Source organism: Caballeronia sp. SEWSISQ10-4 2 (genome assembly GCF_030464885.1).
Classification (GTDB): domain Bacteria; phylum Pseudomonadota; class Gammaproteobacteria; order Burkholderiales; family Burkholderiaceae; genus Caballeronia.
The window spans coordinates 48,321-69,425 of sequence record NZ_JALPRJ010000016.1 but is presented as its reverse complement, the minus strand read 5'-3'; the positions used below and the strand labels follow the sequence as shown (position 1 = coordinate 69,425).

General features: G+C 62.7%; 18 protein-coding genes. 5 read left to right on the top strand and 13 right to left on the bottom strand.

The window, feature by feature from the left end; all coding sequences use genetic code 11:
• The first annotated feature begins 99 nt into the window (after positions 1 to 99).
• From M0D69_RS13260 to surE, 3 genes are all read left to right on the top strand, one after another.
• On the top strand, positions 100 to 1,101 hold the full coding sequence (locus M0D69_RS13260; protein ID WP_301782450.1) for a DUF1571 domain-containing protein: 1,002 nt from the start codon (positions 100 to 102) through the stop codon (positions 1,099 to 1,101).
• Between the two features lie 177 nt (positions 1,102 to 1,278).
• On the top strand, positions 1,279 to 1,518 hold the full coding sequence (locus tag M0D69_RS13255; protein WP_047898016.1) for a hypothetical protein: 240 nt from the start codon (positions 1,279 to 1,281) through the stop codon (positions 1,516 to 1,518).
• A gap of 147 nt (positions 1,519 to 1,665) precedes the next feature.
• A complete protein-coding gene (gene surE, locus M0D69_RS13250; protein ID WP_301782496.1) occupies positions 1,666 to 2,445 on the top strand; it encodes a 5'/3'-nucleotidase SurE in 780 nt (259 codons plus the stop codon).
• A gap of 58 nt (positions 2,446 to 2,503) precedes the next feature.
• Here surE and M0D69_RS13245 read toward each other — a convergent pair whose 3' ends face one another.
• The 13 genes from M0D69_RS13245 to M0D69_RS13185 form a co-directional block, all read right to left on the bottom strand.
• Positions 2,504 to 3,895, bottom strand: coding sequence for a sigma 54-interacting transcriptional regulator (locus M0D69_RS13245; RefSeq protein WP_301782449.1), 1,392 nt, complete (start codon positions 3,893 to 3,895; stop codon positions 2,504 to 2,506).
• A gap of 112 nt (positions 3,896 to 4,007) precedes the next feature.
• The gene (locus M0D69_RS13240; protein ID WP_301782448.1) at positions 4,008 to 5,762 is read right to left on the bottom strand and encodes a TadG family pilus assembly protein; all 1,755 of its coding nucleotides are present in this window, start codon (positions 5,760 to 5,762) and stop codon (positions 4,008 to 4,010) included.
• A gap of 1 nt (position 5,763) precedes the next feature.
• Positions 5,764 to 6,192, bottom strand: a complete 429-nt coding sequence (locus M0D69_RS13235; RefSeq protein ID WP_301782447.1) for a DUF3613 domain-containing protein — start codon at positions 6,190 to 6,192, stop codon at positions 5,764 to 5,766.
• Positions 6,193 to 6,203: 11 nt separating this feature from the next.
• On the bottom strand, positions 6,204 to 7,124 hold the full coding sequence (locus M0D69_RS13230; RefSeq protein WP_301782446.1) for a tetratricopeptide repeat protein: 921 nt from the start codon (positions 7,122 to 7,124) through the stop codon (positions 6,204 to 6,206).
• Positions 7,125 to 7,144: 20 nt separating this feature from the next.
• Positions 7,145 to 8,155 carry a type II secretion system F family protein gene (locus M0D69_RS13225; protein ID WP_301782445.1) on the bottom strand — a complete coding sequence of 337 codons (1,011 nt, stop codon included), beginning with the start codon at positions 8,153 to 8,155 and terminating at the stop codon, positions 7,145 to 7,147.
• A gap of 3 nt (positions 8,156 to 8,158) precedes the next feature.
• Positions 8,159 to 9,163, bottom strand: a complete 1,005-nt coding sequence (locus tag M0D69_RS13220; protein WP_301782444.1) for a type II secretion system F family protein — start codon at positions 9,161 to 9,163, stop codon at positions 8,159 to 8,161.
• Positions 9,156 to 10,535: a CpaF family protein gene (locus M0D69_RS13215; RefSeq protein WP_301782443.1), complete on the bottom strand. Its 1,380-nt coding sequence runs from the start codon at positions 10,533 to 10,535 to the stop codon at positions 9,156 to 9,158. Before M0D69_RS13215 ends, M0D69_RS13220 begins: the two co-directional genes overlap by 8 nt.
• Before the next feature lie 3 nt (positions 10,536 to 10,538).
• Positions 10,539 to 11,942, bottom strand: coding sequence for a fimbrial protein (locus tag M0D69_RS13210; RefSeq protein WP_301782442.1), 1,404 nt, complete (start codon positions 11,940 to 11,942; stop codon positions 10,539 to 10,541).
• Between the two features lie 129 nt (positions 11,943 to 12,071).
• Entirely contained in the window at positions 12,072 to 13,580 is a 1,509-nt protein-coding gene (locus M0D69_RS13205; protein WP_301782441.1) for a type II and III secretion system protein family protein, read from the bottom strand.
• Between the two features lie 135 nt (positions 13,581 to 13,715).
• A complete protein-coding gene (gene cpaB / locus M0D69_RS13200; protein WP_301782440.1) occupies positions 13,716 to 14,684 on the bottom strand; it encodes a Flp pilus assembly protein CpaB in 969 nt (322 codons plus the stop codon).
• Between the two features lie 33 nt (positions 14,685 to 14,717).
• Positions 14,718 to 15,137, bottom strand: a complete 420-nt coding sequence (locus M0D69_RS13195; RefSeq protein ID WP_301782439.1) for a TadE/TadG family type IV pilus assembly protein — start codon at positions 15,135 to 15,137, stop codon at positions 14,718 to 14,720.
• Positions 15,138 to 15,250: 113 nt separating this feature from the next.
• The gene (locus M0D69_RS13190) at positions 15,251 to 15,799 is read right to left on the bottom strand and encodes a prepilin peptidase (protein WP_301782438.1); all 549 of its coding nucleotides are present in this window, start codon (positions 15,797 to 15,799) and stop codon (positions 15,251 to 15,253) included.
• A gap of 226 nt (positions 15,800 to 16,025) precedes the next feature.
• Entirely contained in the window at positions 16,026 to 16,187 is a 162-nt protein-coding gene (locus tag M0D69_RS13185; protein ID WP_301782437.1) for a Flp family type IVb pilin, read from the bottom strand.
• A gap of 866 nt (positions 16,188 to 17,053) precedes the next feature.
• Here M0D69_RS13185 and M0D69_RS13180 point away from each other — a divergent pair.
• Together M0D69_RS13180 and M0D69_RS13175 are read left to right on the top strand one after the other, a co-directional pair.
• On the top strand, positions 17,054 to 18,754 hold the full coding sequence (locus M0D69_RS13180) for a collagen-like triple helix repeat-containing protein (RefSeq protein WP_301782436.1): 1,701 nt from the start codon (positions 17,054 to 17,056) through the stop codon (positions 18,752 to 18,754).
• A 490-nt stretch (positions 18,755 to 19,244) separates the two neighbouring features.
• Positions 19,245 to 20,948: a ShlB/FhaC/HecB family hemolysin secretion/activation protein gene (locus M0D69_RS13175; protein ID WP_301782435.1), complete on the top strand. Its 1,704-nt coding sequence runs from the start codon at positions 19,245 to 19,247 to the stop codon at positions 20,946 to 20,948.
• Positions 20,949 to 21,105 lie beyond the last annotated feature (157 nt).

Below are 21,105 nucleotides of genomic sequence, written 5' to 3'. Positions count from 1 at the left end.
CGGTCTCCGTGATCCGTTCTAAGACAAGGAAAGATTTTCGCCGTGAACTGCGCGACGCGAAAGTAGCCAAAGCAGAACGAACGGACCACGGAGAACTTCATGCATCGAGCACGACAGCGCCGCCAAAACCACAAGCGGATCCGCGTAGTTGCGTGCGTCTGGAACCTGGTGAGCGTTGTTGCGCTGGTAGCCATCGCCGTGCCCGCCACCTTGCGTGCACAGGAAGCAACCAGCACGGGTGTGGCGGCGTTGCCTACGTTCGCCGCCACATCCGCGGCAGGTCCGGCGCCCTCCGCCAGAGCAACAAGCGCGCCGCCGAAGACGCCCGCGGCACAAGTCGGCACGCTCCCGCTCGACGCCCAGGTTCGCTGGCTAAGCCACGCCGCGCTGAGCGGCATGCTCGCCGACATGAGCGACGCGGCGCTCGTGTCGCTGTTCAAATCGCTCGATCCGCTTGCGCTGCCGCGCTATCTGAAGGAAGGCCCCAACGGTTATCCGTCGTACGAGTTCACCATGCTCAAGCGTGAGCGCATCCACGACAGATGGCCGGATCGGGCCGACCACATGCTGGTGCGCGTGACGCGCGACCCGCTGCGGGTCTACGCAAAATGGTTGCCCGACGGCGCGCACGCGGGCCAGGAAATTCTCTACGACGAAACTGCGCGTCCCGACGAAATGTACGGACATCTGGGCGGATTTCTGAATGTCATGGCGATGTGGACATCACTCGACGGCTCGCTTGCGCGCTCGCAATCGCGGCATTCGGTACGCGATCTCGGCACCGAATTCATCACGCAGCAGTTCCTGGCCGAAGGCAAGAAATTCGCCGAAGCCGGGGTCACGCGCGCCAACGCCATCGAGGTGAAAACCATCGATGGTGCGCGCGTGGTCACTTTCACTTACGAAACCCCTTCTGGACAGCCCGATTTCTACGCCAAGAAAGAAATACTGGGCCTGGATTTGAGACGGCCGTATTTCCGGACGGCGGAATCCTTCGACAACGCCGGCAAGATTTTTGAAAGCATCGTGTTCCAGAACATCGTGCCGAAAACATTCGACGACGCAGCGTTCAACCCGAAGAATTCGGCTTACGGTTTTTAGGCGAATGCCGGATTATTTTCAGGGCCGGTTCACGCGTGGCTTTGGGCGCGTTTTAAGTTTCGCCTAAGACTTGATCGGTACCCTGCCCCAACTTCATCGACACTTCATGCGCTGTCGCGTGGTGCGGTCGAACCGCTGCACGACATCAAGACTAAGTTTTAACGAAAGGAGTTCGTCATGAACCTCCGCAACGCATCGGCTCCTGTGCGGGCCATCAAACGACTACTGAGCCACCACGAAATCGCGACGCTGCTGTTGCTGCTGCACGCGCCGATCGATGTGATGGCCGCTACCCCCGACGTTGCCTCGCTGAGCGAATACGGCTACGTCGAGATGGTGTCGCCCACGCCAGGCGAGGCCAAGTTCCGCTTGACCGAAGACGGTAATGCGGTGCTGCGCGGGTTGGGCATCAAGTAAACCCCCGAAGTAGATATCGCCACGCAGATCGCGAACGCGCTTCGCGACATTGCCGATTCACCGCGTTACCCCGCACGACAATCTCTGGAATAATCGATTGGCTGATGTTTCCCCCAAATCGAAAGGAGATTTGCAATGCCCTCTGCAATGCCCGCTTCCCGGCCCAGACTTGCCCGCGTTCTGCTAACCAACGACGACGGCATCGACGCACCCGGCCTCGCCGTACTCGAAGCCGTGGCCGCGGAACTCGCGGACGAAGTGTGGGTCGTCGCCCCCGAGCACGACCAGAGCGGCACCTCGCATTCCATCAGTTTGCATTCGCCATTGCGCGTAAGCCAGCACAGCAAGTACCGCTTCGGCGTGCTCGGCACACCCGGCGATTGCGTCGTGATGGCCGTGCGCCATCTGATGAAGGACGCACCACCCACGCTCGTGCTCTCAGGGATCAACCGCGGTGGCAACCTCGGCGTGGAAACCATGTTCTCCGGCACCGTCGGTGCAGCCATGACGGGCTTGTTGCTCGGCTTGCCATCCATTGCATTGAGCCAGACCTTCAGTGACCGCGACAACGTGCGCTGGGACACCGCGCGCGAACTCGCGCCCGATGTGATCCGCTCGCTCGTGGCCATCGCGCACGACGCGCCGACCTGCCTCAACGTGAATTTCCCGGATATAGACGCCGCTTTAGCCGGCCCGCTGACACCGACGCGTCAAGGCGTGGGGCTGGTGGAAGGTATCGATGTCCTGCCGCAAACCGACCCGCGTGGCCTGCAATATCACTGGCTGCGTTTCCAGCGTGGCCCGCGAGAGAACGCGCCCGACAGTGAAACAGCAGTGGTGGCATCGGGCCGCGTGTCGGTGACGCCGCTGCATTTCGAACGCACCGATGAACGCACGTTCGCTGCGCTGACGGCGGCGCTGGCGTAAGCGAGCGAACTCACGCGGCAAAAAAACGTCGGCCTTGCCGCGGTCCATCCGCCACTTTCTAATCCGCTACGCGCGTTTCAGGTTCTTCATCGAAGATCTGGAACTTGCGCATTTTTTCCCACAGCACCTTGCGGCTGATACCCAAATGGCTCGCCGTATCCTGACGCCGCCAGCCGTTTGCCTCGAGCGCCGCCAGCACGCGGTTGCGTTCGTTCATGTCCCACTTGCTGCGATCGACAAGCACTTCCGCGCTCAGTTCCGGCGGCACCGGCTGCGACGTGCGGGCAAGCGCAAGCAAGCGCTGCAGCCGCGCGGTATCCCACGATCCCACTTGCCGCACCGTCACGCCTATGCGCTCCGCCAGATTACGCAACTCGCGCACGTTGCCGGGGAAATAACTATCCGCAACGGCATCGGCTAGCCAGTACGGCAATTCGGGCAAGCTCGCAAGCTTCTCCTGTCCGACCACTTGCGCGATAAAGGACTTGAACAACGCAATCTTGTCGAGCGCGCCCCGTTCCTCCAGCGACGGAATCTTCAACTCGATCACGGCCAGCCGATAGTAGAGATCCGCGCGAAAGTCGCCGTTCTTCACGAGTTGCGGCAGGCTCTTGTTGGTCGCGGCGACCAGCCTGAAATCCACCTTGACCGGCGTAGCCGAACCGATCCGCGTGACCGCGCTGTCTTCCAGCACGCGCAACAATTTGACCTGCTGATAAAGCGGCATATCGCCGATTTCGTCGAGGAACAGCGTGCCGCCATCGGCCTGTTCGAAGTAACCCTTGTGCGCAATCACCGCACCGGTGAACGAGCCTTTCGCGTGACCGAAGAACAGCGATTCGAACAGGCCATCGGGAATCGCGCCGCAATTGACCGGCACGAACGGACCTTCGGAATACCGCTTGTGATGCTCGTGCAGCATCTGCGCAATGCGCTCCTTACCCACGCCGGTTTCGCCGTGCACGAGCACGCTGGTGTCGCAATCGGCGAAGGTCGTCACTTCACGCAGCAACGCCTGCATGCACTCCGCATTCGCAATCAGCGCGCTGGATTCCTGGACCTGTTCGCCATGTGCACGTAGTTGCTGCGCGAGCTTGGCCACCATCCGGCGCAACTCCGCACCGGTGAAATCGAGTGGCAGGATATGCGAGTAGTCGGTGGGGAAAACAGTCGTGTCGCGCTCACGCGGCGCGGCGCCCACCCAGATGACCGGCATGCCGCGATGCGCTTCCCAATCACGCAATGCGAACGCGCCCGTGTCGATCACGCTCACGCTCACAATGGCGATCGCCTGGCGCTGGGAGTCCTGCCCGGCGGCAATCGACATGCCGTCGGCACGGATCACGTCGACTTCAAAACTCGACATGCAGCGCACCACCTGCTCGACGATATCCGCCTTGCCTTCCCACACGTAAATATCGAGGTCGTCGATTTTCGTCGTTGGTCTCATTGCTCGAGTCTCATGGCTTGCGTCTTTTGGTTTGGTAGCCGTTGCGTGGTTTCAATGCTTGCCTTCGTTACCGTGTTAACGGCGCCTGCGAGTCGCGGGTTCAGTCATCGATTCAATACTGAAGCTGCGACTGACCGCAGGTCAGCGATATATCGTGAATCGTGCTTACACCAACCTGTGCGCCGAGGAGTTGCAGCACCGGCCCAAGGACCGTGTCCAATGCATTAAATATCGGCGTCAACAGAGGCACGACGAAGTTTGCAAGGGTCTGCCCAATGGCCGACCCGAGCGGAAGTGGTATCCCGAGCACCGACACCGTCAGTCCGTTCGGAGCAGACAACTGCGTAGCCAAACCCATCGTCGCGTTATACAAGACGCCGCCGACCTGGTTTGAATTCGTCGTTTGGTAGTCGTCGGCGTTGCCCGCAATGCCGTCGAATGTCATCGTCACCGCATTCGATGCAGCCACCACGGCGGGAAACGATGCAACCGTCTGAATGGTGATGAGACCGAGTACGTTGACAAGCGTTGCCGGTGAGCAACTGTACGGCGCGGACGCGGAGAGGTTTGTCGGCGCGTCACCTACGCACACGTTGGCGAGGCCTGTCTGAACGCCGATCACCGAGTTGCTTGCTGCCTTGGTTGCCCGGCATTGCGTGGACCTCAACCACGCCGTCCCGGGCGCTACGTAGATGTTGACCGGCAGCGTCACGATCGGTGCGCCAAGTCCGAGCGGCAGCCCCTGCAGCGCGCCGAGCGTCACCTTCAGAAACAACCGGACCTGGGCCGTGTTTGCGAGCGTCCGCCATGCGCCCGCCGGGGTCTTCCCCGCTTCGCCCACAGCCAGCACGGGCGGCTGGATCACTTGCAATTGCAATGTAGCGGTCGCCAGGCCAAGAAGGTTCAAGCCCGTCGAGACATTCACCGCGGACATGCCCGCCCGCGCGATTTCGGCAACTACAAACAGCGCATCGAACGGGCTGATGGTCGCTTTCAATGCAGACTGAGTATCGGCGAGTCCGACTTGCAGCAGACCCGTTGCGCCGTTCACCGCACCGATTGCAATGGTCTGCGAACCGGGGATATTCGCGTTCACGACGGCCTGCAGCGCACCGAGCGCCACCGACAGATTCGCGTTCGCCACTTGCGTGGTCTGCAACGCAACGAGCATGAGTTTGACGAGCTGCGCGGCCGTGAGGTTCAGCGCGAGCAATTGGTCCACGGTGCCCACTCCCGCTGCCGCGACGAGATCGCCCACCTGGATCCGCGCTTGCGCCAAGCCTGCATAACCCGCTGCCGAGATCTGCAACGAGCTGATATTGGTCCCGAGCATGGCGTTCAGCAGACCGGTAATGACCGTCGGGTCGATGCTTGCCGTCGTCGTGCCGATGGTGAACGCGCCCACGTTGACCGCTTGCGCAACTCCCGTTGCGCTGACCACGCGCCCTGCCCCCAGGAAGAAATAAGGAACTTGCCGCGATACCGTCACCTGCACCGCGTTACTCGGCGTAGCCGACGCCGCGAAGTAACTAGGCGCGGCGTAAAGCGTCGGATCAAAGCGCCCGCATGACGTCGTGATGGTGTTGCCAGCCGCCGACGTGCTGAAGCCATTTGCGCCCGCGCTGCCGATCGCCGTGGCGGGGGCGCGCGAGCAGGTATCGTCGACGACCTGTGCGCCCGCGTTCGCCGCGAGGTCCGCCACACTCTGCAATACGCGACGCTGATAAAACACGTTACCCACATCGATAACGGCAAGCGCCGCGACCGCTACCAGAAGCCAGAACACCGCCAACACGCTCGCCACACCGCGCTGGCCCTTGCGGCCACGCGGTGCCACCCTGCCCGGCGATGTCGGCAGCCGGTTCATATCAGTTCTGGCCTCCGCCGCCTGCAGCGCCGCCGACCGTACCCACCGACGAATCCAGATGCTCTGGAATCGGGTGATTAAAGGATCTCAGATAACGCGCGTACGCGGCGCTGGCTTCCGCACCGAGCATCGGCTGTGCCGGCGCGGCCATCTGACCGCTTCGTTGCAACGCAAGCAGCGATAGCGTGGCGTCACCGATCAACGTGACATGACGGGCGACGGTGACCGTCTCTAGCGGAACCCCCGTCTGCGGCTGTGCCTTCGGTTGCTCCTGTGCCTGTAGCGCTGATGGTTCAGCCTGCGCCGTCAACGGTGTCTGCGTCTGTGCCGCCGTGCAGGCGGCAATTGCCATCGACCCCAACGCAACGATCAATCCCGCGGCCAAACCGGTCACGCCGCCCCGCCCCCGCATCGTCCGATATTCGTTCATGGATCTTCCCCTCAACGCGCGATCACTTGCGCTTGTTTGGCCGACATCGCGCCGGACTGATCGAACGTCTGGGTCAGCGGCAATTGCGCGTTCAGCAGCGAGTCGACGGTCTGGACCGTCTGTGGCGCGCGCGCTGTGGGAACACGCGCACGCTCGGACGTCGCCGACGTGACCTCAGCGACCCGCGCGTGCGAGGCCTGTGCCGCGGCCGCAGCGATACGCTGGGCATCCGTGCGGATTGCCTGCTGCACCTCCGGCGAAAACTTCTGCTGCGCGATCAGCCCCTGCGCTGCGGCAGGCTGGCCGTCGGCGAGCAGGAACAGCGCGACGTTGCTCAGGATCTTCGGGTTGTCCTGCGCCAGCTCGGCCGCTTTCATCAGCGGTACGCGCGCGCCCGTCACATCGCCGAGACGCAAACGCGCGTAACCGAGATCGGAAAGCGTGAGGGCGTCGGTTGGCTCCAGGCGCGAAGCGGTATCGAAAGCTTCGGATGCTTTACCGAACTCAGCCGCAGCGCCCGCCAGCAAACCAAGCCCGCGATACCCCCGCGCCACTAGCGGCGTATTCAGCAACTTCGTGTAAGCATCGGCGCTGCTCTGCGCCTGGCCGGTCTGACGCAAGGCATCGGCGCGCAGCAGCGTCGTGTCGGGCGTTACGCCGTACTGCTTCTCATACGCGTCTATATGCGCAAGCGACGCGTAAAACAAACCCTGCGCCTGCATCCGGTCGATCAGCGCGAGATACATGCCGGGCGTATCGGGTGCGTCCTGCTTCTGCTGCGACTGCTGGAGCGCGGCTTCGCGCTCCGCCTGTACGCCAACGCCATAACCGCTTTCCATCTTCGACGCACAGCCGCCCAGCGCCGCCAAGGCGGTACAGGCAAGCACCAGGACAACAGCGGGCAGGTGACTCTCAATTGCGATCGGTTTCATGGCTTTACTCTCTTCAACGTCTATCGGTGCAACGCGGACAGCGAATGGAACACTGCGATAAACCCCGGACCGGCCGTCATGATCAACAGCGCGGGCAGCAAGGTCACGACCATCACGCCGGTCATCTTCACGGTCAGTGCGCCGATCCGTTCACGCAAGGTCGCACGGCGCGATTCGCGCAAGCGGTCGCCGAACTGGCGTAACGGTTCCTGCACCGCGCCGCCGTGTTTGTCGACCTGGACCACGAGTCGCATCACGGCATTCAGGTCGTCGCTTTCGTAACTCGTCGCGAGCCGGCTCAGCGACTGCTCACGCGTGCGTCCGGTGCTGAACTGCCTGTGGGCAAGCGCCAGTTCCTTCGAGAGCACGGGCAGCACGGTTGCGAAGTCATTGATCATCACTTGCAGGCTCTGATCGAGCGACAGGCCGACACCCTGCAGCAAACGCAACAAATCGACGAACATCGGCAGCTCGCTTGCGACCGAGCGCTGACGCGCTTTCGCCCTGCGCCGCACGAGCCACTTCGGCAGCATGAAGCCGAAGCCGAGCGCACCGACCATCCACATGGCAAGGCGAGGTTCGCCGCTGTACAACCCAAGCACCAGCAGCGGCAGCAACAATGCGCAGCCAATCCGCGCCGCGAAGAAACGCGCGCGCGCGTTGGCGTCGAGGAAACCGCATCGATCCAGCAAGCGCCGGTCTTCGGGCGCCACGACGATCGCCCCGAACGGCGTGTCCAGCCAGCCCGCTGCCGCACGGCTGAGCGTATCGGCGAGGCGCAGCAGTCGGCCGCCCCTGGCGCGCCCTCGTCCGGTAACGCCCACGTCCTTCGCGTCCGCTGTCTGCCGCGGCTCCTTCGCTGCAGCGGTCGTGTGCGCCGCCGTGCTGGCCGCGCGTTGATCGAGTGCGTGGTCGAGCGTGCGCGCGCCGCGCTGCAGGCGCGCAAGACCCGTGAATGCGAGCACGCCGAACAAAGCGCAGCCCAGCGCGGCAACCAGCAAGGCAAGAGCGAACACAGTCTGGGCGGTCAAAAGTCAGTCCCTCAGGCGCGCAAGGCGATACAGCAGGAAAGCGCCAAGCATTTGCAGTCCCAACGCCGCATACACGAGGCGCTGGCCGAACGGGTCGGACCACATCGCCTCGAAGTACGACGGGTTGGCGATGATCACCACGCCGCCCAGCAGCGCCGGCAAGAGGCCGAGCACCCACGAGGACAAACGCGTCTCGGTGGACAACGCAATCAGTTCGCGCTCGGCCTGTTCGAGATCGCGCATCAGCGCGGCCATGCGGTCGAGCATCACGTCAGAGCGGCCGCCGTATTTCACGGAGATACGCAGCACCGAGCCGACCAGCTCCAGTTCACGCACGTGATACACCGAGGCCACGTGCTTCAACGCCACATCGATTTCAACACCCGAGCGCAACATCCGCGAAACCCGGTCGAGGCAGTCGCGCAAAGGCATGTCCGTAGTCGTGAGCGCGGCCTGGAACGCGGCTGGCACGCTATTGCCGATCGTGATGAGCCGCACGATGCCGTCGAGGAATACGGGCAACTGGCGCGAGATACGCTGATAGCGCTTCTGTGCGCGCCATGAGAGAAATGCAAATACACAGAGCACGCCGAAGGCGATGAAACCGAGCCCGACGAGCCAATGTGTACGCAGACCGACCCAGCACGCGCCGGGCAGGATCACTGCGCAAGCGGCCGACAACAACGTGCGCGGACTGGCGATGCCCGCGCGGCTCATCAGATTGCCGAAGCTGTAGACAAGACGCGCCCGCAGATGACGCAAGTTTTCGCGCACGCCGTGTGGCGCGGCATTCGCCGGCATCGCCGCGAGACCGGCACAACGCTGGCGCTGGCCGCTCTGGACCGGTGCCGCGGCCGATACAGAGCCGTGCGCCGACGCCACGCGCCGGTCGACAAAACGGTCCGTCAGCGCGCGTTCGCGGGTGTCCTGCGCGCGCTGCCACAGCAACAGCCCGCCGGCCGCGCACAGCAGCGCCACCACCAGAACGAGCCCGATGCCGCTAGACATTAAAGCCTCCTCCCGAGCGGCCGAAGCCACCGGCGGCGGCGCCCCGCCCGAAGCCGTCGTTGAAACCGTCGCCGCCTCTGTCGTTGCCTAGCGCCTGCCGGTATTTGGCAAGCTTCGGCGAGCTCGGATGAATGCCGAGCGAGACCCAGTTGTCCAGCTCCTCGCCACCGTCCCCCATGACCGGTTCATAGCGGTACAACTCCTGCGTCGCGACGATGTTGTCGGAAAGTCCCGTCACTTCCGTCACCGACAAGATCCGCCGCCGGCCATTGGACAAGCGCCCGATCTGCACGATGAAATCGATAGCGTTCGCGATCTGCCGCCGCAAGCTCGACTCCGTGCCCTGGAAGCCGGCAAAACCCGCCAGCATCTCCAGCCGGTAAAGACATTCGCGCGCTGAACTGGCGTGGACGGTGCCCATCGAACCGTCGTGGCCGGTGTTCATGGCCTGCAGCATTTCCAGCACTTCACCGCCGCGCACTTCGCCCACGATGATCCTGTCCGGCCGCATCCGCAGCGTGTTGCGCAAGAGGTCGCGGATCGACACCACGCCGGCGCCGTCGAAGCCGCCCGGACGGCTTTCGAGCCGCACCACGTGCGGGTGGTTGAGCGAGAGTTCGGCAGTGTCCTCGATCGTCACGACGCGTTCATGCTTGGGGATGAAAAACGCGAGCGCGTTAAGGAGTGAAGTCTTGCCCGAGCTCGTTCCGCCCGACACCAGCACGTTGCAGCGCGCGGCAACCGCAGCGTCGAGCAACGCGCAGATTTCCTGGTCGAAGGTCCCGTTCGCAAGCAGGTCGTCGGGCCGCAACGGGTCGCGGCGAAACTTGCGTATCGACACCACTGGCCCGTCGAGCGACAGCGGCTCGATCACCACGTTCACCCGGCCGCCGTCAGGCAGGCGGGCATCGACCATCGGATTCGATTCGTCCAGGCGCCGGCCAATCGGCGCGAGAATGCGCCGCACGATCCGCAGCAAATGCGCGTTGTCCGCGAAGCGCACCGGGATCTTCACAAGCATGCCGTGGCGCGAGACGTAGACGTCGTCGAAGCCGTTGATCAGGATGTCTTCCACGGCCGGATCGGCAAGCAGATCCTCGATCGGTCCGAAGCCGGCCAGTTCCTTGGTCAACGCCTCCGCCACCAGCCGCACTTCGCTCTCGTTCAGCGGAATGCGCCGCAGCCGCACGAAGCCGTCGATCTCCAGATCGACGAACTGCTGAATCGCCTGGCGCGACCAGCGCCCGAACTCGGCCCCCAGTTCCTCGATTCGCGTAAGCAGATGTTCGTGCGCCGCGTTCTTGATGTCCTGGAACTGCTGGGTATGCGCGAACGAAGTGGCGTCGTCGGCGAACTCGATGTCTTTTGCCATCGTCTATGACCGCTTGAAAAAAGTGGAAAAGAGCCGCTTGGAGAGTTGTTTGAAGCCGCTCGCCGCGTCGGCGGAAACCGCCGTCTTCTGCTTCAGTGCAATGGGTTTCACGCCGTCCGGCAACGGCCCGGATGTGGCTGTGATGCTGTCGGCCACGGCTGCTTTCTGGCCGCCGAGCCGTGCGACCAGCGGATCGAGCGCACGCACATAAGCATCGCGTTCGGCGATATCCGCCAGCAGCCGCCCCTGGTTCACCGCGCGTCCGAGCGCCTGTGCGCGCGCCGGCAACACCGCGAGCAATGGCAAGCCGAGCCGCTCGGCAATTTGCTCCGCGCCGAATTGCAGCGTCGGGTCGAACTTGTTCACGACCAGATGCAGCTTCTGCGGCGCATCGGCGGCGTCGCGATCCTTCGGCGCGTGTGCGTCCACATCGTGGAAACGCAAACCTTCCAGCAGCTCCATGGCCGACACCGCCGACGCCACGTTTGGATCGCAGACCAGCCACACGTGGTCAGCCGCCCGCAGCACTTGCGCGACGAACTCGAGGTTCGTGAAACCGCCTAGATCGACGATCTGGTGATCGAAGAAGGTCCGCAGCCGGTTCAAAAGATTCACCGCCGACGCATACGACACCTCGCGCATCGCGGTGAGATCCGCCGGCAGCGTAGTCACGGCAAGGCCGCTTGCGTGGCGTCCGAACGCGGTATGCACGAAGGTCTGGTCGAAGCGGCGCAGGTTGCGCACGGCATCGACGAAATTGAACTCGCTTTGCATGTCGAGCAGCACAGAACTGTCGGCGGCGGGTATGCCAAGGTCGAGCAGCGCGGCCGTCTTCGACGCCGCCGTGCCGCGCTTTTGCAACTTCACTGACAGATTGGCCGCCAGCGTGCTGACACCCACGCCAACGCGCGCGCCGAGCAGCACCGTGATGTGGCCGTGCCGGCTGGACATCTGTTCGGTGTGCGCCGACCGGCTCGCGTGCTCAATCAGTTGTTTCGCAATCCGTAATGCCTCGGCGGCCTCGCCCTCCACGTCGATGAAATCACGTACGCCAGCGCGCAATGCCGCGATCGCGCTGGCCGACTGCTGCAACGATCCAAGCGCAACGATGGCGACGCCCGGGAATGCGTCGTGCACGGCGCTCGCCATGGCGGTCGCGCTCGCGATGCTCGCCTCCGGCGCTTCGAGCGGCGCACGGGCGAAGTCGATGAACACCAGCGTGGCGCCCAGCGTCGAGATCTTCGGCATGAGCGCGACGGCATCAAACGGCACATACTCGAGCGCGCCCAGCGTGCCCAGCGCGTGCGCGAGCCACGCCCGCCGCCCCGCATCCGAGCAGACGCACAGGAAGCGTACGCCGGGCGCACGCGTTTCCACGTCAGTCAAAGATTGAACTCTTGCGTTCATCGCCGCTTTCTCCTGCCATATCGGCGCGGGCAACGCTGCCTGCACATCTCATCGCCCCCGCTGTTCCGAACGGACCTGCACGCGCCTTCACCGCCTGCCCACAGCCCCCTTTGTCAGACCGGATGCCCGTCATTTCGAGAATCCCGGCACCGCTTCACGCGACGCAAAACCACCGATGAACGAGCGCCACACAGGTCCGTCGCGTCGTTCGGCCTGCTCACCGGGTGTCGCGGGAAGGACCGCTCCCTTTGCGATCGGCGAGACCAGATGCGGCGTCACGATGATCACCAGCTCGCGATCGTTCTGCGTGTACTGCAAGGTCTTGAAGAACGCGCCGATGACGGGCAAATCGCCGAGCATCGGCACTTTGTCGACGTTCGACGATGTTTCCCGATCGATCAGGCCACCGATCACGAAGCTCTCGCCATCGCCAAGTTCGACGGTCGTATCCGCGCGCCGGGTGATAATCGCCGGCACCGAAATACCGTTAATGGTCAGCGCGTGCTGGAAGTCGAGCTGGCTCGCTTCCGGTGCGACTTTCAGCGCGATCCGCTGCGGCCCGAGCACGGTCGGCGTGACCGTCAACCCAATGCCGTAGGGTTTATAGACGATGCTGATCGTGCCAAGCGACTGCGGCACGGGGATCGGAATTTCGCCGCCAGCGAGGAAACTCGCGCTTTGCCCCGACAATGCGACGAGCGTCGGTTCGGCCAGCACACGTGCCAGGTTATTGGATTCAAGCAGGCTAAGGTTCGCGAAGAGACCGCGGGAACCCAGGTTCACGATCAGGTTGAAGGCGCTGCTGATAGGCGACGCGGACGTGACCTGTAAATTCGGGGTCGCACCGCCCGTAACTGACGTCAGCGACGAAGGTGCGAAAGTGCCGAACGCAAACGCGTTGTTCTGCTTGAAGAGATTGAAGCCCGCTTCCTTCAGCACAGCCTTGCTGAACTCCACGACCTTCACATCGACCTGGACGACAGGGCTTGTTGCTATCGTCGATGCATCGAGGACGGCGCCTTCCTTCGCGCCCCCGCCAGCAAACGGATCCGGAGCGCTGTCGTTTTGCCCTCCAGAATTCTTGCCGACCGATCCCGCGGGCGCATCGGACGTGCCGCCGGTTTTTGCGACCGACTCGTTCGCCACGGCCACTGCGCGCTGATGTGATTCCATCGTCGCGGCGGACCCTGTGATCACCGCCGTGCGGCCAAGCACGTTCACCGCGGGGGTATCGCTGCCGAGCAATTCGCGGGCGGCCCGCGTGGTGACGTTGATCGTATAAGTACGCGGCGCGGTTTGACCACGCTCCCACACCATCATTTCGGTGCGTCCGGCGTTTTTCCCCACCAGCAATAAACCACCGCTTGCACCGTCACTGCTCTTGAGCCAAAGCACGTCTGCGACCGTGGGATCTCCCACGGCTACGCGCTGCAACACGTGTCCGGTCGCGATCTGCTGCTGGGAGCCGACTGCGATATCGATGACCCGCGACGCCTGGGATTCGGTCGCGCCGGTGGCAGGCCTGGCGGTCTTCGCGCTGGCGACCGGACCCGACACACACGCGCAGACCAGCGCAGCGAGCAGTACCCGCCGAGCGCCAGAGACGCTACGTCCTCGATAAGCAACCTTGGCTCTCATGATTTTTTTATATATTGACTGCGTACTGCGGTGTCGCCATACGGCGGCATGGCCCCGACCTTGCTTTTGATGCTGGTTGCTGCAATTCATCCATCCGACATACTTCTATTTGTGTTTACGGCAGCGCCGGCGTTTTCAGTACGTCACTTTTTCCCTACGTGCACCGCGAATCAATTCGAGATCATTCGATGCCGGCTGGACACGCGGCGCACGCACCACGGGCATGGCGGGCATGGCCGGCAACGGCGGCATGGCGGGTGTCGTCCGCGACGCCCGCGCGCTATGAGAACCGGCCAGCGCCTCCAGCGACAATCCCGCTGCGGCGCGATTTGCACCATTATTCGGCATCCTTAGCGATGCCAGAAGCGGGGCGATGGCGAGCGTCTCGGCTGTATCGGTATCGGCGGGATTGCGCAGCGCCAGCACCAGCCGGCCCACGCCTTCGGCGAGTGTGAGCGCGTCGATATCGGCGGTACGCACGGCCAGCACCGCCGTGCGTGCACCCGCGCTGCGCGGCGCATTGGCCGCGTTAGCCGCGGCATCGGCGGCGTCCGATGTGCCGGGCAGCGTCGCATCGCCGAAACTGAGCACGCGCACGCGCGACAACAACAGCCGCGCCTGCGTCGCATCCACTTCTGCGTCAGCGCCGGGACCGGCGGACATATCGCGCTTGAGCATGAAAAACACATCGACGAAATTGCCCGGCCGCACTCGATTGCCCACCGCGTTGCCTTCGTCGACCCGCACGGCGATGGCACGTTCGCCGGGCGCGACGGCATCGGCAAGTCCGGTCGTGAGGTTTGCTTCGGCGAGCGGCGTGTTCGCGGCAATCGCGACGAGCGGCACGCGCCCTACCAGCGCGGTAGCTTCGGCAAACTCGCCAGCTCCACGCGATGGCGCCATCCGCAAGGTCAGTACATCGGCCTCGATCGGCTTGCCGGCGGGCAGATCGCGCGTGGCCACGACCACGGGGAAACTCGGCTGACCCTGCACGACCTGCGGCACCGGTGCCGGTGGACGGCGTGAGATGGACCACGCGAAAATGCCGAGCAGCACGGCGAGTACGATCAGGAAAACAGCGAGGATGCGGGTGATGTTAGCCATGATGGTCGTGGTCGTTTCAAGCGCGAACTCCGCTCAAAACAGGTTCTCCGGGTTCAGTTGCACCATGGCGCTAGCGGTGAGACTCGCTGGCAACGGCAGGCCGATCAAGGGCAGCGAAGGCACCAGCGGCCGGCTTGCGTAGTTGTAGATGAGCGCCACGTTCACGCATTGCATCGTGGCGTCGAAGCTGCACGCCGCGTACGTGGCTGTGCACGGTGCGCTGCCCGCAAGCCAGTTCACGAGACCCGTCGCCGTGGTGCAGGCCGCGCTCGCACGCAGCGCAAGTGAGCTGGCCGCGCTGGTCGCGCCGGTCTGGTAACGCAGCGCCGCGCGCGCGCCTTCCGATGCAGCCAGCGTGAGCGATTGCTGCGCGACGAAGATCATGCTGTAGGTAACTATCGCGTAGAACACGAGGAAAAACAGCGGAAACACGATGGCGAATTCCACCGCCATGCTGCCGCGCTGCGCCCGGCGTCGAGCGTTGAATGAGGTACGACGCGCGAGAGCATGCGCGTGATCACACGGGTGAGCGTTGGGCGAGACGCATCGCGCCGATCTGAGCGGAATCATCGCGCGGCCTCGAAGACCTGCAGCGTCAGGCTGCCTATTGCGGACACTGCGAGCAACGCCGCATACGGTGTTGCCCGGCGGCCTCCGACAACAAAGGTATGACGGGCCTGTCGCGCGGCGCCGCTCCCGGTGATGTCGTGAACATCGCCAACAAAAGTGTCGACGCTCTCAGCGGTCTTGCGCTTCAGTTCGATCACCGCCGACGCAATCAAATACAGCGCGTGGATACCGGCGGCAATGCTTGCCACGATCCATAGCGCGGGTAACGCGTGAACGCCGCACCACGCACCAAGCGTGGCGAACACCTTGACGTCGGCGGCGCCCATCAAGCCGAACAGATAGAACGGCAGGAGCAGGATCAGCCCGGCTATCAGACCGAGCGCAGCATCGGATAGGTCGATGTGAAAGGGTGAATGGCCGCTCGCGACCAGTACGGAAGCCACCGCCAGTCCCGCAATAACGAGCCAGTTGGGGATACGGCGCGACCGGCAATCGAATAAGACGACCGCGAGCGCCCAGCTAATGAATAACGCGGCGTTAATCATGATTTGGACTCGCTTCGGCCAGGCAAACTAATCCCGCCGACCGCTTTTTTAAAGCAGTCGATTAGAAAAGCCCGGCGTCACGTCTGCGGACAGCAGATCCCCTGCGTGTGATGCGGATTAACGCACAACACGCAGTGATCAGCTATACCGGCGAATAAACCGGTATAGACAACAATTGCTACGCAAGAAAAATGTGACGCTTGATGCCCAGCAACGCGAAGCTCTTTTAGATCGCAGTCACAATGGCCGCGAACACGGCTGTCAGCTTTGTCGTAACGTTACCTATCGATACCGCGAGTGCAACCGCGATAAGGCCGGCAATAAGTGCGTATTCGATGGCAGTGACACCGCGTTCGTCTTTGACGAAGTTCTTGATGAAATTAGACATGATGCTTTCCCTCGGATATTTTTAATGGCCGTGTAGCAAGTGATCCGGCATTCTTCTGGGTCGCCGCCAGCGGGTTCTCGCTTCCCGCAGGCTAGGCTCCACATGCCTGGTTGCGCGTCATTACGCGCGATTTCACTTGCCTCTTCTCTCAAGTTCTAGATATGTAGTCGATGTTGCCTCCATCAGTCAGGATGTCAAATGATGCATCCCTGAGACGATTTATAGCCGAACGGTATCTCGAAATCAACGGGTAACACGCAATATTTCATCGGTTGTTACCCTTGACTGGTAAGGTTTGTGCCGCAACAACACTTTCTACTCAAACGTTTACCTATACGTGTCAATTTTTGTCGCATCGATAAAAGACTTGTACGGCTAACTATCTAGTTAACGGTCCATGTCTCATTAACTTTATGATTTTCTATCTAGGGCGTTCCCCCTAGCCACTTCGCGCTATTCGCCGGCCCAACGACCCCTCGATATTGGTAATCGTTCGCACTACCGTGAAGGGTTGAATGCATGGAGGCGTACACGAGATAAAACGTGATTGCACTCGATTGCGCGTGATCGAGCGGGTATTAAGCGTCAGATGCGTAGTGGGATAAGCCGTTAGATCAGCAACGCGCGTTACGCCGTGATGCGTAACGACCTCGACCGCACGTTACGTTACGTGGCGTCTCAACACGGCTTCAGCGCATCTCGCTCCGCTCTTCCGATCTCCCACAAAGCCATGCCGGGCCTTGTACCGTCTGGTTAACCCAGCGTGCATTCCAAACCGTTCGTGCGCCTCCATTCAAATGGCACGCGTCCTGCAATTAGACGATGGCAGTTCAAAAAGAAAAAACTAAATACCATCCGAGGGCGTTATGAAGACTATCCAAATCCAAAGCGATGCATTGCGCGTCACCATCCTCACCGCAGCTATCGCGACCATGCTGGCCCTTGGCGCTTGCGGCGGTTCAGGCTCAACCAGCAAGCAATTAGGCAGCGCAGCATCCGGAGCGATACCGACAAGCGGCAGCGGCGGCAGTACGACAGCAGGCGGAGGAACGGGATCGGGCGGTATGGGCTCGAGCGGCACAGGAACGGGCGATGGAACGGTCGCCGGCGGCGGCACCAGTGATGGCGGGTCAGGCACGGGCGGTGGCGCAAGTACGGGCGGTGGCGGATCGGGCGGAGGGACGGTTATCGGAAGCGGCGGCGGTACGGATGGTGGCTCCGGCGGTGGAACAGGCAGCGGCACGGGTGGTGGAACAGGTGGCGGCACGCCCGTCACGACCCCGGTTGCAGCCGTAGCCGGTGGAGCCGGCAACGTTATATCAGCAGTGGGCAATGCGGTGACGGACGTAGGCACGGTCGTTGGCAACGCAACGATTCCCGGTGTCAGTGCCAGCACGACACAGGCAGCAGGCAGCGTCGTCTCGCATCTCGGCGGCGCGGTCGATGCGCTTGGCAACGGCGTCTCGCAAGGCCTCGGCCAGATTGGTTCGAGCGCCGACCCGGTGGGCACGACGCTCGCCAGCACCGGTAACGTGGTTCAGCAAGCAGGTGCCGCTGTCAGCAGCGCAGGCGATCTCGTAACGAGCGTCGGCAGCGGCCCGCTCTCCCCGCTCGCACCCGTGACGACGCCGTTGGGCAACGTGGTAAGCACGCTCGGTGATGTCGTCACGCAAGCCGGCGGTGCGCTCGGCTCGACGCTCTCAACAAGCGCGGTCAGCCAGATCACGCAACAGGTCAGCACGGCGATCACACCGATCACAGCGCTGGCTGAATCGCTGACGCAGACCGTCGGCTCTGCAACAGGTCTTGGCGCACCGGTCAATAACCTGCTCACCACGGTTGGCAACGTGCTGGACTCGGGCGGTCACACGCTGGCATCGACGGGTAACAATCCTCTTGCGACGGGTCTGGGCGGCGTCGTGTCCGCTACGGGAACCACGCTCGCGTCGGCCGGCGGCCTTGTGAACGGCACACCGGGCACGAACCCTCTCTCGCCGATCAACGGCATTCTCTCTGGCCTGACGGGTGGCGTAGGCGGCACGGGAAGCGCAGGCGGCCCTCTCGCTCCGGTCACGGGTCTCGTCGGCGGCTTGACCAGCACGGTCGCAAGCCTCGGTGCGGCGCCAGGTGCGGCCGGTCCGCTGGCTCCCGTCGCAGGTCTCGTCAATGGCTTGACGAACACAGTGGGCGTGGTCGCAACCGGCGTAGTGACGCCCGTGGCCGGCATAGTGGGCGGTGCCACAGCCGCCCTGACCGGCGCGACCTCGGGTGGTGCAGCAGGATCAGCTGGCAATCCGCTGGCACCGGTCACCGGACTTGTCAGCGGCTTGACGGGTGCCCTGAGCGGCGCGACATCCGGCGCGCTCGGCGCGGGCGCAGGTGTAGGCGCCGGGACCACGACAACGAAATCGCCGTCGACCGGCACAACGACGGCCACCTCTGGCGTAGGCGTCGGAGTGGGTCTCTCGAGCACCACGGGCAGCGGCGCAGGCAGCAGCTCGCCGGGCAACCCGCTGGGCGGCGTCACAACGTTGCTGGGTGGCCTGCTCGGTGCTCACAACAAGTGATAAGAAACTGCCTCGAGGCGATTGCCTGGAGCGATGACTCGAGGCTGTCGGGTCCGTGAGCCGAACCGCCCCAGGTTCCGGTTCACGGTTTGAAGCTTCCTTCGTTACGTCCTTGCGACGAGGAGGGTCGGGTCCACGAATCCCTCAATGATCCTTATCAGTGTCCAGTAATACCTCGTCTTTCCCGGCGCCGCTCGCGGCGCCGGTTTCACATCCGGCCAGACATCACTGCGATATAGACAAACACTCCGCACGAAAATGCAGCAAGTACAACCAACAAAAAAACTCCGTAATAAATGAGAGCAAATGGGATTAGACGAGAATAAATTGGAATAAAAGCAAAGGTTAGGGCTGCAACGAGCCGTAATACACAGGTAAAGAATAGAAGAAGCATAAGCATCAAACGATGACGAACGCAGCAGGACTTCGGGTCATCCCTGACCCGGCCTGCTCCGCAGTTCGCACGAAAAAAGCCAACGAGGGCCGTATCGTGAATATCAAGGAATGGAAATGGACGCTGCTGCTCACGGCGGTGGCGGCGCATGCCGCCGAAGCGCAGACCAGTGGGCAGGTCGCGCGGCCGGCCGTGGCGGGCAATCCGCTCGACGCGTTGCCGCAAGTGAACGCGCCGCAAAAACCGCCGACCGTTACCATCGATATCCAGCCGCAGACCCCGCACATTCAAGAGCTGCTTGCGCGTCATTTGACGCCGCAAAAGATCGAGGTGGAAGGCGTAAAAGCCATTCCCTTCGATGAAGTCGCGCAACGTTTCACGCCGCTCGTGGGCAAGGATGTCACCATCGGCGAATTGATGGAGACGGCGAACGGTGTGACCGCACTCTACAAGGACCGCGGTTATGCGCTCTCCTTCGCCTTCGTGCCCGCGCAGACCTTCGAAAACGGCGTGGTGCGCATCACGGTGGTGGAAGGGTATGTATCGGAGATCAAGGTCAGGGGCGATCCCGGCGCTGCTGAAAAGCGCATCCGTGCCGTCGCCGAGCGGATTCGCGCCGACCGGCCGCTACGGCAGGACACCTTCGAACGTTACGTCAACGTGCTTGGCCTCACCCCTGGCGTGAAGATCGCGGCGACCGTCGCGCCGCCGCAGACCACTGATGGCGCGGCCACGCTCGATCTCGATGTCGAGCGCAAGCCGTTCAATTTCGCGACGGGTATCGACCTGAATCATCCGAGCGTGCAAGGCATTGTGAGCGCGACGGAAAACGGCATGCTCGGCGAGGGTGAGACACTGGGTGCCTCGGCGTTGTTTCCCAAAGGCCGCAACGACCAAACCTATTTCGCGGTCAACGGCGCGTTGCCTATCGGCACCGATGGTTTCACCGCCAAGGTCGATGCTTCGCATTACTATGGACATCCCGTCGATAACCCCGGCCTGCCCTCATACGTCGAGCGCACGGTGGTCAACGACAAAGTCTGCCTGTCCGCGTCGTATCCGTTCGTATTGAGCAATACGCGCAGCCTGATCGGCACGGTGGGCGCGTACGCTTCGCACGACGAAGACCGCTTCAAGAACACCATCACGGGCGCGCAACTTGGCCAGCGTTCGCAGGTCCGCGTGACGACGTTGCAACTCGACTACACCGGCGTCGATACGGGAACCGTCCGGCGTGCCAGCGTGAACGTGGCGAAGGCGTTTAATGTGCTTGGGGCATCGAAGTCGGCGGACACCAACATTCCCGGCGGCGTCACGACGAACCCTGCGTCGCTCACCTTCGTGCGCACCGGTGCGACCCTCTCGCAGAGCAACGAATGGCCGTTCAAGATCGGCACGACAATAGCCGCGACCGGCCAGTACAGCGCGGACTCGCTGCCGACGTCGGAGCAGATCGCGTTTGGCGGACAACGCTTCGCGCTCGGCTATCAGCCGGGTGAAGTATCGGGGGATTCTGGCTGGGCTGCGTCGGCGGAAATCAACCGGCCGTTTGCGATCGGCCTTGCGTTCTTGAAAACGTTCACGCCGTACGTTTCCGTCGATACCGCCCATACCTACCTTCATGGCGGCGCCGCGAAACCTACCCGGCTCGCATCGATAGGCGTAGGCTTCCGGATTTCGGATGCTAAGTACTACAGTCTGGATTTATCGCTGGCGAAACCTGTCGGCGATGCACCGGTCGAAGGGAATGGCTCGCGGAGCCCGCGCGTTAACGCGACATTTTCATACCAGTTCAATTAAAGGGAGCGTTTGTTCCGCGCCGCGCCGGACGCGAGCGGAACAAACGCTCCCTTCTAGAGGAAGTCCTATAAAACGCGCTCAACGCTTTGACGTATTCTGTGCAGCGAGCAACGAGCCGATGCCCACGGCATTACATCAAGAGACGTTTTACCTCAAG